Origin of the sequence: Klebsiella grimontii (assembly GCF_900200035.1) — a bacterium.
Taxonomy (GTDB): Bacteria; Pseudomonadota; Gammaproteobacteria; order Enterobacterales; family Enterobacteriaceae; genus Klebsiella; species Klebsiella grimontii.
Genome location: NZ_FZTC01000045.1, coordinates 55,892 through 67,997 on the forward strand (window position 1 = coordinate 55,892; position 12,106 = coordinate 67,997).

Annotated in this window: 11 protein-coding genes and 2 tRNA genes; 3 read left to right on the forward strand and 10 right to left on the reverse strand. The window is 53.2% G+C overall.

Annotated features, from left to right (window positions below; all coding sequences use genetic code 11):
• Positions 1-19: 19 nt before the first annotated feature.
• Complete coding sequence (gene rimP / locus KOSB73_RS27620) at positions 20-472, reverse strand: ribosome maturation factor RimP (RefSeq protein ID WP_004139810.1); 453 nt, start codon at positions 470-472, stop codon at positions 20-22.
• 206 nt (positions 473-678) lie between these two features.
• Positions 679-755: transfer RNA gene (locus KOSB73_RS27625), tRNA-Met, on the reverse strand.
• Positions 756-1,062: 307 nt separating this feature from the next.
• Between KOSB73_RS27625 and argG the strand changes: the two genes are divergently transcribed.
• Positions 1,063-2,406: an argininosuccinate synthase gene (gene argG / locus KOSB73_RS27635; RefSeq protein WP_004139807.1), complete on the forward strand. Its 1,344-nt coding sequence runs from the start codon at positions 1,063-1,065 to the stop codon at positions 2,404-2,406.
• Between the two features lie 152 nt (positions 2,407-2,558).
• Here argG and KOSB73_RS27640 read toward each other — a convergent pair.
• From KOSB73_RS27640 to rlmE, 6 genes are all read right to left on the reverse strand, one after another.
• Positions 2,559-2,645 (reverse strand) — tRNA-Leu (locus tag KOSB73_RS27640).
• Positions 2,646-2,659: 14 nt separating this feature from the next.
• Positions 2,660-2,989: a preprotein translocase subunit SecG gene (secG, locus tag KOSB73_RS27645; RefSeq protein ID WP_004106103.1), complete on the reverse strand. Its 330-nt coding sequence runs from the start codon at positions 2,987-2,989 to the stop codon at positions 2,660-2,662.
• A 229-nt stretch (positions 2,990-3,218) separates the two neighbouring features.
• Positions 3,219-4,556: a phosphoglucosamine mutase gene (gene glmM, locus KOSB73_RS27650; protein ID WP_024358752.1), complete on the reverse strand. Its 1,338-nt coding sequence runs from the start codon at positions 4,554-4,556 to the stop codon at positions 3,219-3,221.
• Positions 4,549-5,397 (reverse strand): dihydropteroate synthase, encoded by an 849-nt coding sequence (gene folP / locus KOSB73_RS27655; RefSeq protein WP_004125673.1) that lies wholly within the window; start codon positions 5,395-5,397, stop codon positions 4,549-4,551. Before folP ends, glmM begins: the two co-directional genes overlap by 8 nt.
• A 97-nt stretch (positions 5,398-5,494) precedes the next feature.
• Positions 5,495-7,429, reverse strand: coding sequence for an ATP-dependent zinc metalloprotease FtsH (gene ftsH / locus KOSB73_RS27660; RefSeq protein ID WP_004139802.1), 1,935 nt, complete (start codon positions 7,427-7,429; stop codon positions 5,495-5,497).
• 99 nt (positions 7,430-7,528) lie between these two features.
• Positions 7,529-8,158 (reverse strand): 23S rRNA (uridine(2552)-2'-O)-methyltransferase RlmE, encoded by a 630-nt coding sequence (gene rlmE / locus KOSB73_RS27665; protein WP_004106110.1) that lies wholly within the window; start codon positions 8,156-8,158, stop codon positions 7,529-7,531.
• Positions 8,159-8,282: 124 nt separating this feature from the next.
• Between rlmE and yhbY the strand changes: the two genes are divergently transcribed.
• The gene (gene yhbY, locus KOSB73_RS27675; RefSeq protein WP_004139797.1) at positions 8,283-8,576 is read left to right on the forward strand and encodes a ribosome assembly RNA-binding protein YhbY; all 294 of its coding nucleotides are present in this window, start codon (positions 8,283-8,285) and stop codon (positions 8,574-8,576) included.
• A 152-nt stretch (positions 8,577-8,728) separates the two neighbouring features.
• On the opposite strand, the gene greA is transcribed toward yhbY, so the two are convergent.
• Positions 8,729-9,205 (reverse strand): transcription elongation factor GreA, encoded by a 477-nt coding sequence (gene greA, locus KOSB73_RS27680; protein WP_004125674.1) that lies wholly within the window; start codon positions 9,203-9,205, stop codon positions 8,729-8,731.
• Positions 9,206-9,438: 233 nt separating this feature from the next.
• On the opposite strand from greA, the gene dacB reads away from it, so the two are divergent.
• Positions 9,439-10,872 carry a serine-type D-Ala-D-Ala carboxypeptidase gene (gene dacB / locus KOSB73_RS27685; protein ID WP_049086998.1) on the forward strand — a complete coding sequence of 478 codons (1,434 nt, stop codon included), beginning with the start codon at positions 9,439-9,441 and terminating at the stop codon, positions 10,870-10,872.
• Positions 10,873-10,918: 46 nt separating this feature from the next.
• On the opposite strand, the gene cgtA is transcribed toward dacB, so the two are convergent.
• Positions 10,919-12,091, reverse strand: coding sequence for an Obg family GTPase CgtA (gene cgtA, locus KOSB73_RS27690; protein WP_004125676.1), 1,173 nt, complete (start codon positions 12,089-12,091; stop codon positions 10,919-10,921).
• Between the last annotated feature and the right edge of the window lie 15 nt (positions 12,092-12,106).

Below are 12,106 nucleotides of genomic sequence, written 5' to 3' on the forward strand. Positions count from 1 at the left end.
TTCACCTCAATCCAGACTGTTAAAAGTGGGGAACCAGGTTCGCCTTCTGGATGTTACTCAGCGCGAACACTTCATCTTTGCCTTCGACGGTTACCGTGATCATCTCACCGTCTACCGCTTTGATAAGGCCCTGCCATTTGCGTCGGTTCTGTACCGCCATGCGCAAAACCAGCGAAACTTCTTCACCAATGAAACGCTCATAGTGCTCGGCGGTGAACATGGGACGATCGAGACCAGGGGAAGAGACTTCCAGGTTATAAGCGACTGTAATCGGGTCTTCGACGTCCATGACAGCACTGACCTGGTGGCTCACATCAGCACAATCATCAACATTGATGCCATCGTCACTATCAATATAGATGCGCAGTGTGGACGTGCGACCGCGAATAAATTCGATGCCGACCAGCTCAAAGCCAAGCGCTTCAACTGGCGCAGTGAGCATCTCTGTTAATTTTTGCTCTAATGTGGACAAACCCACCCCCAAGACATAAAAAAAGGGCGTATAGCCCAGTTATTCTGAAGTCAGATAACAAAAAACCCCGATAAATCGGGGCTTTAGATAACTGAACCCTGAGATCGCAACTGCGATCTGGAACACTTTCCAGAAGAATTCTTTCAAATTCGTCTACGAAGGACCCGGTCCTCACAGTATATTTGAAAAAGTACTTAATGGGAAAGTGGTTGCGGGGGCCGGATTTGAACCGACGACCTTCGGGTTATGAGCCCGACGAGCTACCAGGCTGCTCCACCCCGCGCCTGAAACGTGGCATATTTTACTCGTTTTGAGCAAAAGACGCAAATACTGCTGGGATTTGGTACCGAGAGACGGGACATAAAATCGTAGTGAATTGTATTGATACTTCATATATTTTGTCAACATGAATTTCACATTGCAGGTTTCGGTTCATGCTGGTATTTCAGGCTTTTTTGGCAAAAATAGGCTCTGCCTCTTCCTGTCGCCAGCAAAAGATGATTAAATGAAAACTCACAATTAATGCATAAACATGCAATAAAGATTGTTGAGTTGAACTCACCACAGTCTATCTAGCAGGGTTTTATTTTATGACGACGATTCTCAAGCATCTCCCGGTAGGCCAACGTATTGGTATTGCTTTTTCTGGTGGGCTGGATACCAGCGCCGCGCTGCTGTGGATGCGTAAAAAGGGTGCAGTCCCTTATGCATATACTGCAAACCTGGGACAGCCAGACGAAGACGATTACGATGCCATTCCTCGTCGTGCCAAAGAATATGGTGCTGAAGGGGCTCGTCTGATCGATTGCCGTAAACAGCTGGTTGCCGAAGGCATTGCCGCGATTCAGTGCGGAGCATTTCATAACACCACCGGCGGATTAACCTACTTTAACACCACCCCGCTGGGCCGCGCGGTGACCGGTACCATGCTGGTCGCTGCCATGAAGGAAGACGGCGTCAATATCTGGGGCGATGGCAGTACCTATAAAGGTAACGATATTGAACGTTTCTATCGCTACGGCCTGCTGACCAATGCTGAGCTGAAAATTTACAAACCATGGCTGGATAGCGACTTTATCGACGAGCTGGGCGGCCGTCAGGAGATGTCAGAGTTTATGATTTCCTGCGGATTTGACTATAAAATGTCCGTAGAAAAAGCCTACTCAACCGACTCCAATATGCTGGGCGCCACACACGAAGCGAAAGATCTCGAGTTCCTGAACTCCAGCGTCAAGATTGTGAACCCGATTATGGGCGTCAAGTTCTGGGACGAAAGCGTCAAAATCCCGGCGGAAGAAGTCACCGTTCGCTTTGAACAGGGCCACCCGGTTGCGCTGAACGGACAAACCTTTAGCGATGACGTTGAACTGATGCTGGAAGCTAACCGCATCGGCGGCCGCCATGGTCTGGGTATGAGCGATCAGATCGAAAACCGTATCATCGAAGCGAAGAGCCGCGGCATTTATGAAGCCCCGGGCATGGCGCTGCTGCATATCGCCTACGAGCGTCTGCTGACCGGTATTCACAATGAAGATACCATCGAGCAATATCATGCGCACGGTCGTCAGCTGGGTCGTCTGCTGTATCAGGGGCGCTGGTTCGATTCCCAGGCGCTGATGCTGCGCGACGGACTGCAGCGCTGGGTGGCTAGCCAAATCACCGGCGAAGTGACGCTTGAACTGCGTCGCGGCAACGACTACTCCATCCTCAATACCGTCTCTGATAATCTGACCTATAAAGCAGAGCGTCTGACGATGGAAAAAGGTGACTCGATGTTCTCCGCCGAGGACCGTATCGGCCAGCTGACGATGCGCAACCTGGATATCACCGATACCCGCGATAAGCTATTTGGCTACGCGCAGTCCGGACTGCTGACCGCCTCTTCCGCCACCGGCTTGCCGCAGGTAGAAAATCTGGAAAGTAAATCTAAGTAACGTTCCAGAGAAAATAGTGAAGGCCGCGCGAGCGGCCTTTTTTATGCAGAAATATCCGCGCCAAAGCGACGTGGAATATCCGGCACTGATGCTGCCGTTCACCTTTCTCTGGACGAAAAAAAGACGCTTTTCAGCGTCTTTTTTTAAGAAATTGGTACCGAGGATGGGACTCGAACCCACAAGCCCGTTAGGGCACTACCACCTCAAGGTAGCGTGTCTACCAATTCCACCACCTCGGTACGGATACTACTTATCAGTGCGGGATATCGCTGCTCGGCTGCGCCGGAGCTGTCGGCTGAGTTTGCTCAGTTTTCGGAGCGCTCAGATTATCCCACTCACTTCCTTTATTGGTCTTGTTGCTGTTGATATTGCCCAGCGCCAGACTGATGATGAAGAACAGCGCAGCCAGGATACCAGTCATGCGGGTCATAAAATTACCTGAACCGCTGGATCCAAACAGAGTGCCGGAAGCGCCTGCTCCGAAGGAGGCTCCCATATCAGCGCCTTTACCTTGCTGCAGCATAATCAGACCAACAAGGCCAATCGCCACAATAAGGAAAACAACTAAAAGAGCTTCGTACATAATCAACCTGTTCCTTGCGGATTTGCCGCATACCAAGTGCTTCGACCAATAAAGCGGGACGTTTCAACGTTTCCCACTGAAGCGGGTGTGAATACTAACCAAAGCGAATGACCTTCGCAAGGGCAATTTCAGCGCATTGTATCAAGTGCGGAAAAAAACAGCAAAAAGCGATTTATTGTCGACTAAAAAGGCGGCAAGCGTCGCCTTTTTAGTCACTTAGCAAGAGAGATTAAACGCTTTTCACCGCATCAGCGATACGGTGGGCAAATTCGTGCACCTGTTCTTCATGCTCGCCTTCCACCATAACGCGAATCAGCGGCTCAGTGCCTGATTTACGCAGCAGTACGCGGCCCCGATTCCCCAGCGCCGCTTCCACTTCTGCCGTTACCGCTTTGACGTGCTCATGTTCCAGCGGGTTACCGCTACCTTCCGTAAAGCGAACGTTAACCAGAAGCTGCGGGAACATTTTCATTCCGCTGCACAGGTCGTGCAGGCTCATATGGTTACGCACCATTGCCGCCACAACCTGCAGGCTGGCGACAATCCCATCACCCGTAGTGGTTTTATCCAGTAAGATCACATGACCGGAGTTTTCCGCGCCAATGCGCCAGCCCTTCTCCTGCAGCTTCTCCAGCACATAGCGGTCGCCCACTTTGGCGCGAACAAAAGGAATACCCAGCTGTTTGAGCGCCAGTTCGAGACCCATATTGCTCATCAGCGTCCCGACAGCGCCGCCCCGCAGCTGCCCCTGACGCAGGCCCTCACGGGCAATGATATAGAGGATCTGGTCACCGTCGACTTTGTTGCCTTCATGGTCCACCATAATGACCCGATCGCCATCGCCATCGTAAGCAATGCCCAGATCGGCCTTTTCCGCCAGCACGCGCGCCTGCAGAGCACGAACGTCCGTCGCCCCGACTTCTTCATTGATGTTGAGACCATCAGGCTCACAGCCCATCGCAATGACCTGAGCGCCCAACTCGCGGAAAACGTTCGGCGCAATGTGATATGTCGCCCCGTGAGCGCAATCGACCACCACTTTTAAAGAGTTGAGGCTCAGCTCGTTCGGGAAAGTGCCTTTGCAAAACTCGATATAACGACCGGCAGCGTCGACGATACGGCTGGCTTTACCCAGCTCGGCGGAATCCACGCAGGTGAGTTCTTTTTCCATTTCAGCTTCAATGGCTTCCTCTACCTCATCAGGAAGCTTCGTGCCCTCGATAGAGAAGAATTTGATGCCGTTGTCATAGAACGGATTATGCGAAGCGGAAATCACAATCCCGGCTTCCGCGCGGAAGGTGCGCGTCAGATAGGCAATTGCCGGCGTTGGCATCGGGCCGGTAAAAGAAGCGGATAATCCCGCGGCGGCCAGGCCAGCCTCCAGCGCGGACTCCAGCATATAGCCTGAAATACGGGTATCTTTACCAATAATAATCTTCCGTGAGCCGTGCCTTGCCAGTACCTTACCTGCCGCCCAGCCCAGCTTTAACACAAATTCTGGCGTTATTGGCGCATCGCCTACGCGGCCACGAATACCATCCGTACCAAAATATTTGCGGTTACTCATAACGTTTATTTTCCTTAGCGGCCAGGGTAGCTTCCACCACGCGCAGCGCTTCTACCGTTTCTTTGACATCATGGACGCGAATTATCTGCGCGCCCTGCATTGCAGCAATGACAGCACAGGCCAGGCTGCCACTCAGGCGCTCCGTCGGCCCGACATTAAGCAACTGACCTACCATCGACTTACGCGACATACCTACCAGCAGCGGAAGACCAAAATGATGGAACTCTCCAAGTCGGGCAAGCAGTTCATAATTATGAGAAAGATTTTTACCGAAACCGAATCCCGGGTCGAGCAACAATTTATCTTTTGCGATACCGGCCCGTTCGCAGCGCACAATATGTTCGACAAAAAAGCGCTCAACGTCAGCAAACACGTCCGCGTACTTCGGCGCGTCCTGCATTGTCTTCGGCTGACCCTGCATATGCATCAGACATACCGGCAAGCCCGTTTCAGCCGCAGCCTCCAGCGCTCCCGGTTCGGTCAGCGAACGGATATCATTGATGATATGCGCGCCAACACGCGCCGACTCGCGAATCACTTCCGGTTTTGAGGTATCAACGGAGATCCAGACCTCAAAGCGCTGGGCAATCGCCTCCACCGTCGGAATGACTCGCGCCAGTTCTTCCTCGACGCTGACATCCGCAGCCCCCGGACGCGTCGACTCCCCACCGATATCAATGATAGTCGCCCCGGCATTGATCATCAGATTGGCGTGTTTAACGGCTTCGACCAGCGTGTTGTGAGTCCCGCCGTCAGAGAAAGAATCAGGAGTAACGTTAAGAATACCCATCACATGTGGATGAGAGAGATCGAGGGTTGAGCCCTGGGCTACAAGTTTCATCGCTAAATCCCTGAGTCAGAGAAAGGTTGAAAAAGAAAAACCCCGGAGCATACGCTCAGGGGTTTTAAAAAGTACAACAGCGTCAATAACGGCTAACTTATTTGTCGCCCAGCTGTTCTGACATGGTATTGCCCGGGTTTGGCGTACGCGGTTCATCGACCGGACGCGGAGCACGAGGGGTGCCATTGTTGTCAGAATTGTTGGATGAACCCGGTTCTTCCCAGCCAGCTGGCGGGCGAACATCGCGGCGAGCCATCAGGTCATCAATCTGCGGGGCGTCGATGGTTTCATATTTCATGAGCGCATCTTTCATCGCGTGCAGGATGTCCATGTTATCGTTCAGGAGCTGGCGTGCACGATTGTAGTTACGCTCAATCAGTGACTTCACTTCCTGGTCGATAATACGCGCCGTTTCATCGGACATATGCTTCGCTTTCGCGACGCTGCGGCCAAGGAAAACTTCACCTTCTTCTTCGGCATACAGCAGCGGGCCGAGTTTGTCAGAGAAGCCCCACTGGGTGACCATGTTACGCGCCAGGTTAGTCGCGACTTTAATGTCGTTCGACGCGCCGGTAGAAACATGCTCTACGCCGTAGATAATCTCTTCCGCCAGACGACCGCCGTACAGGGTTGAAATCTGGCTTTCCAGCTTCTGACGGCTGGCGCTGATCGCGTCGCCTTCAGGCAGGAAGAAGGTGACACCCAGTGCGCGACCGCGCGGGATAATCGTCACTTTGTGCACCGGATCGTGTTCCGGCACCAGGCGGCCAATAATCGCATGGCCCGCTTCGTGATATGCGGTGGACTCTTTCTGCGCTTCCGTCATCACCATGGAGCGACGTTCCGCACCCATCATGATTTTGTCTTTCGCTTTCTCGAATTCAACCATCGATACAACGCGCTTGTTGCCACGAGCCGCAAACAGCGCCGCTTCGTTCACCAGGTTTGCCAGGTCAGCACCGGAGAAGCCCGGCGTACCGCGGGCAATAATTGCCGCGTCGATATCCGGCGCCAGCGGTACGCGGCGCATATGCACTTTCAGAATCTGTTCGCGACCGCGAACGTCCGGCAGACCTACCACAACCTGACGGTCAAAGCGGCCTGGACGCAGCAGCGCAGGGTCAAGAACGTCCGGGCGGTTGGTTGCCGCGATAACGATGATACCTTCGTTACCCTCGAAGCCGTCCATCTCAACCAGCATCTGGTTCAGGGTCTGTTCACGTTCATCGTGACCGCCACCTAAGCCCGCACCACGCTGGCGGCCCACGGCGTCGATTTCATCGATAAAGATGATGCACGGAGCCGCTTTCTTGGCCTGTTCGAACATGTCACGCACGCGGGATGCACCGACACCAACGAACATTTCAACGAAGTCAGAACCGGAAATCGTAAAAAATGGAACCTTAGCTTCACCCGCGATGGCTTTTGCCAGCAAGGTTTTACCGGTACCCGGAGGGCCGACCATCAGGACGCCTTTCGGGATTTTACCGCCCAGCTTCTGGAAACGGCTCGGCTCGCGCAGGTATTCAACCAGTTCAGCCACTTCTTCTTTCGCTTCGTCACAACCGGCGACGTCGGCAAAAGTGGTTTTGATCTGGTCTTCCGTCAGCATACGCGCCTTACTCTTACCGAACGACATGGCACCTTTGCCACCGCCGCCCTGCATCTGGCGCATAAAGAAGATCCAGACGCCGATAAGAAGCAGCATCGGGAACCAGGAGATGAAGATAGAAGCCAGCAGGCTCGGCTCTTCTGGCGGCTCACCAACCACCTTGACGTTTTTAGTCAGAAGGTTATCAAGCAGCTTAGGATCGTTCACCGGGATGTAGGTCGTGTAACGGTTACTATCTTTCTTGGTAACGTTTATCTCACGTCCGTTGATACGCGCTTCGCGAACCTGGTCCTGATTGACCTCCTGCAGGAAGGTAGAATAATCCACCTTGCGGCCATTCGACTCGCTGGGCCCAAAGCTCTGGAATACTGACATCAGCACAACGGCAATGACCAGCCAGAGTATTAGGTTTTTCGCCATGTCACTCAAGGGATTAACCTCATATTACAACTGTGTTAAAAACAGCGTCAGGATACTCTATATCCAGCGTCTTTCAAACTTTCGTTTGAAATCTGCCGGTTATGGTTTACGCCCGGTCGCTACAATATACACTTCACGCGAACGGGCGCGAGAAGAGTCCGGCTTACGAACTTTGACCTTCGTAAACAGGGAGCGAATCTCTCTTAGATACTCATCGAAGCCTTCGCCCTGGAACACCTTCACTACAAAACTACCACCTGGCGCTAAGACATCACGAGCCATTCCAAGCGCCAGTTCCACCAGATACATGGCCCGGGGAATATCCACCGCCGGTGTTCCACACATATTTGGCGCCATATCGGACATGACAACTTGTACTTTACTGTCACCTACACGCTCAAGTAACGCTTTCAGGACTAATTCATCACGAAAGTCGCCCTGAAGGAAGTCCACACCAACGATTGGATCCATAGGTAGAAGATCGCAAGCAATGATGCGGCCGCTGTTACCGATCTGCGTAACCGCGTATTGCGACCAGCCACCGGGTGCAGCGCCGAGGTCAACTATCGTCATCCCCGGTTTAAAAATCTTGTCACTTTGCTGTATTTCATCAAGTTTAAACCAGGCACGGGAACGTAACCCCTTTTTCTGTGCCTGCTGAACATATTTATCGCTAAAGTGTTCCTGAAGCCAACGACTTGAGCTGGCAGAACGCTTTTTACCTGTCATTTAACATTCCCATTTCGGGTTCATCGTACTTCGCGACGTAAAAATCGACGCGGTAGTTTGGCGATATATGGGAGATGGCGGTAGAATGAACCGTTTTCAATCCCAACGTAAGCAAAAAAATACGATGAATCTGAGTACTAAACAAAAACAGCACCTGAAAGGTCTGGCACATCCGCTCAAGCCGGTAGTTATGCTTGGCAACAATGGTTTGACCGAAGGGGTACTGGCCGAGATTGAACAAGCGTTAGAGCACCATGAACTTATCAAGGTGAAGATCGCCTCGGAAGATCGCGAAACTAAAACCTTGATCGTGGAAGCTATCGTGCGCGAAACCGGCGCCTGTAATGTACAGGTCATCGGTAAAACGCTGGTTCTGTACCGCCCGACTAAAGAGCGTAAAATCTCGCTGCCACGCTAAGAATATCCTGGTTATCGACACAACTTTGTGTAAATCGAGGGTTTTCTGCGGGTAGACGAGCAAAATGCCATGCTCCGGACGCTGATAAAAGGCCGCTACGCGGCCTTTTTCCTTTCTTTACAATCCATCAACATCGTAGCGTTAAATTCGGATTAAAGGTACTCAACCTTCAGAATTTCGAATTCGACTTCACCGCCCGGTGTACGGATTACCACAACATCATCCTGCTCTTTACCGATTAAACCACGTGCAATCGGTGAGTTAACAGAGATCAGATTTTGCTTAAAATCGGCCTCATCATCGCCGACGATACGATAAGTTTGCTCTTCATCCGTATCGAGATTCAGAACGCTGACCGTCGAACCAAAAATCACCCGGCCATTGTTAGGCATTTTAGTGATGTCGATAACCTGCGCGTTCGACAGCTTTGCTTCAATATCCTTAATGCGGCCTTCACAGAAGCCCTGCTGTTCGCGGGCAGCATGATACTCAGCATTTTCTTTCAGATCGCCGTGCTCGCGCGCATCAGCGATGGCCGCGATGATTTCAGGACGACGTACGGACTTCAGGAAATCTAGTTCTTCGCGCAGTTTTTCAGCGCCACGTAAGGTCATCGGAATAGCTTGCATTTGTTATACCTCTTTTCATTCCTTCATGGAGCAGACAACACCGCTCCGCAGCCGGTCAAGACTTGAGCAGGGCCGGAGCAAAAGAAAACCGACCCGGAAAGTCATCCCCAGGTCAGCAGCAATTTTCAATTTGATACGTATTTTACCCTGAAGTTCACTATGGGTCATCGTTTACTTTACAGGGCGATGCACCGTAGTATGACGGACTGGTTTCAGGCTGTTAGCGCGAGATTATGCGATTTCCCAGATTTATCATCGGATTGACCGCCGGTATAGCGCTTAGCGCTCAGGCGGCGAATATTGACGAGTACATCAACCAGCTTCCTGCGGGCGCAAACCTTGCCTTTATGGCGCAGAAGGTGGGATCCCCAACGCCGGAGATAGACTATCATAGCCAGCAGATGGCGCTTCCGGCCAGCACCCAAAAGGTGATAACCGCACTTGCTGCGCTGCTGCAGCTGGGTCCGGACTTCCGCTTCACCACCACGCTGGAAACGAAAGGCAGTCTCGATGGCGGTGTCCTGAAAGGCGACCTTATTGCGCGCTTTGGCGGCGATCCCACCCTTCGGCGTCAGGATATTCGTAATATGGTGGCCACGCTGAAGAAAGCCGGCGTCCAGCGAATTGAAGGTAATGTCCTGATCGATACCTCCATCTTCGCCAGCCATGACAAAGCGCCGGGCTGGCCCTGGAATGATATGACGCAGTGCTTTAGCGCCCCGCCAGCGGCAGCTATTGTCGATCGAAACTGTTTCTCCATCTCGCTCTATAGCGCGCAAAAACCGGGCGATCTGGCGTTTATCCGCGTGGCGTCTTACTACCCGGTGACCATGTTCAGCCAGGTACGAACGCTGGCGCGCGGCTCTTCTGAAGCACAGTACTGTGAGCTTGACGTGGTTCCCGGCGATCTGAACCGATACACCCTGACCGGCTGTCTGCCGCAGCGCAGCGAACCGCTGCCGCTGGCTTTCGCCATCCAGGATGGTGCCAGCTACGCCGGTGCGATTCTGAAAGCGGAGCTGACCGATGCCGACATCACCTGGAGCGGCACGCTGCTGCGTCAGACGCTGGCGAACGATCCGGGTACCGTCCTGGCGAGCACCCAATCTGCACCGCTGCACGATCTGCTGCGTATTATGTTGAAAAAATCGGACAACATGATCGCCGATACGGTATTCCGCACCATTGGGCATGCCCGCTTCAGCGTACCGGGTACCTGGCGAGCCGGATCCGATGCCGTACGGCAGATCCTGCGCCAGCAGGCCGGTGTCGATCTCGGCAATACCATTATTGCCGATGGCTCAGGTCTATCGCGCCATAACCTCATCGCGCCAGCCACGATGATGCAGGTGCTGCAGTACATCGCCCAGCACGATAACGAGCTCAACTTTATCTCGATGCTGCCTCTGGCCGGCCACGACGGTTCTCTGCAATACCGTGCGGGTCTGCATCAGGCTGGCGTTGATGGCAAAGTTTCGGCGAAAACGGGTTCACTGCAAGGGGTGTATAACCTGGCCGGTTTCATCACTACCGCCAGCGGCCAGAAGATTGCGTTCGTGCAATATTTGTCTGGCTACGCCGTGCCTCCGGCCGACCAGCGTAATCGCCGCATTCCGCTGGTGCGCTTCGAAAGCCGATTGTACAAGGACCTGTACCAGAACAACTAAAAGCAAAAGGGCCGCATCATATGCGGCCCTTTTTGTGTACCCGGAATTAACGCTTGTAGATGAATTCGACGCCTTCTTCGTCGTCTTCGTCCCAATCGTCATCCCAGTCTTCATCATCTTCCACTTCAGCTTCTTCAAGCTGCTGACGATGATAGTCGTCCCACATAAACTCGACTTTTTCGGCCGGCTTCGCTTCTTCCGCATGGACAATCGGGTTTTCGATGATAAAGGTCATCACGTCCCAGCACAGGTCTTTTACGCCCTGCTGACTGGCCGCCGAAATCAGATAGAATTTATCTTCCCAGCCCAGCGCCTGCGCGATAGCTTTCGCTTTCGCTTCCGCCTCAGCTTTATCCATCAGGTCAATCTTGTTAAAGACCAGCCAGCGCGGCTTAGAAGCCAGCTTCTCACTGTATTTTTCCAGCTCACCGATAATAATCCGCGCGTTCTCAACCGGATCGGAGCCGTCAATCGGCTCGATATCGATGAGATGCAGCAGCACGCGGCAGCGCTCCAGGTGCTTCAGGAAGCGAATACCGAGGCCTGCGCCTTCCGCTGCGCCTTCAATCAGCCCAGGGATATCCGCCACCACAAAGCTCTTCTCGTTATCCATACGCACCACGCCGAGGCTTGGCACCAGCGTCGTAAACGGATAGTCAGCGACTTTAGGCTTGGCAGCGGAAACGGCACGAATAAAGGTCGATTTACCCGCATTCGGCATCCCCAGCATCCCGACGTCCGCCAGCAGCATCAGCTCCAGTTGGAGATCGCGCTTATCGCCCGGCGTCCCCATCGTCTTTTGACGCGGAGTACGGTTTACGGACGATTTGAAACGGGTGTTACCCAGACCGTGCCAGCCGCCTTTGGCGACCATCAGACGCTGACCGTGCTTGGTCATATCGCCCATCGTCTCGCCGGTCCCCTGGTCGATTACACGGGTTCCTACCGGCACTTTCACCGTCACGTCTTTACCGCGTTTACCGGTACAGTCGCGGCTCTGGCCGTTTTGCCCGCGCTCGGCGCGGAAAGACTTCTCAAAACGATAGTCGATCAGGGTGTTCAGGTTTTCGTCCGCTTCAAGCCAGACGTCGCCGCCATCACCACCGTCACCGCCGTCCGGGCCGCCTCTCGGGATATATTTTTCGCGGCGGAAGCTAACGCAACCATTGCCGCCATCGCCTGCTACGACCAGGATCGTTGCTTCATCAACAAACTTCATTTTACTCTCCGTAAA

Excerpts from the sequence above, each read along its gene's own strand:
- folP (WP_004125673.1), bottom strand. The coding sequence starts at position 5,397 with ATGAAACTTGTAGCCCAGGGCTCAACCCTCGATCTCTCTCATCCACAT.
- secG (WP_004106103.1), bottom strand. The coding sequence starts at position 2,989 with ATGTACGAAGCTCTTTTAGTTGTTTTCCTTATTGTGGCGATTGGCCTT.
- yhbY (WP_004139797.1), top strand. The coding sequence starts at position 8,283 with ATGAATCTGAGTACTAAACAAAAACAGCACCTGAAAGGTCTGGCACAT.
- ftsH (WP_004139802.1), bottom strand. The coding sequence starts at position 7,429 with ATGGCGAAAAACCTAATACTCTGGCTGGTCATTGCCGTTGTGCTGATG.
- cgtA (WP_004125676.1), bottom strand. The coding sequence starts at position 12,091 with ATGAAGTTTGTTGATGAAGCAACGATCCTGGTCGTAGCAGGCGATGGC.
- argG (WP_004139807.1), top strand. The coding sequence starts at position 1,063 with ATGACGACGATTCTCAAGCATCTCCCGGTAGGCCAACGTATTGGTATT.
- dacB (WP_049086998.1), top strand. The coding sequence starts at position 9,439 with ATGCGATTTCCCAGATTTATCATCGGATTGACCGCCGGTATAGCGCTT.
- greA (WP_004125674.1), bottom strand. The coding sequence starts at position 9,205 with ATGCAAGCTATTCCGATGACCTTACGTGGCGCTGAAAAACTGCGCGAA.
- rlmE (WP_004106110.1), bottom strand. The coding sequence starts at position 8,158 with ATGACAGGTAAAAAGCGTTCTGCCAGCTCAAGTCGTTGGCTTCAGGAA.
- glmM (WP_024358752.1), bottom strand. The coding sequence starts at position 4,556 with ATGAGTAACCGCAAATATTTTGGTACGGATGGTATTCGTGGCCGCGTA.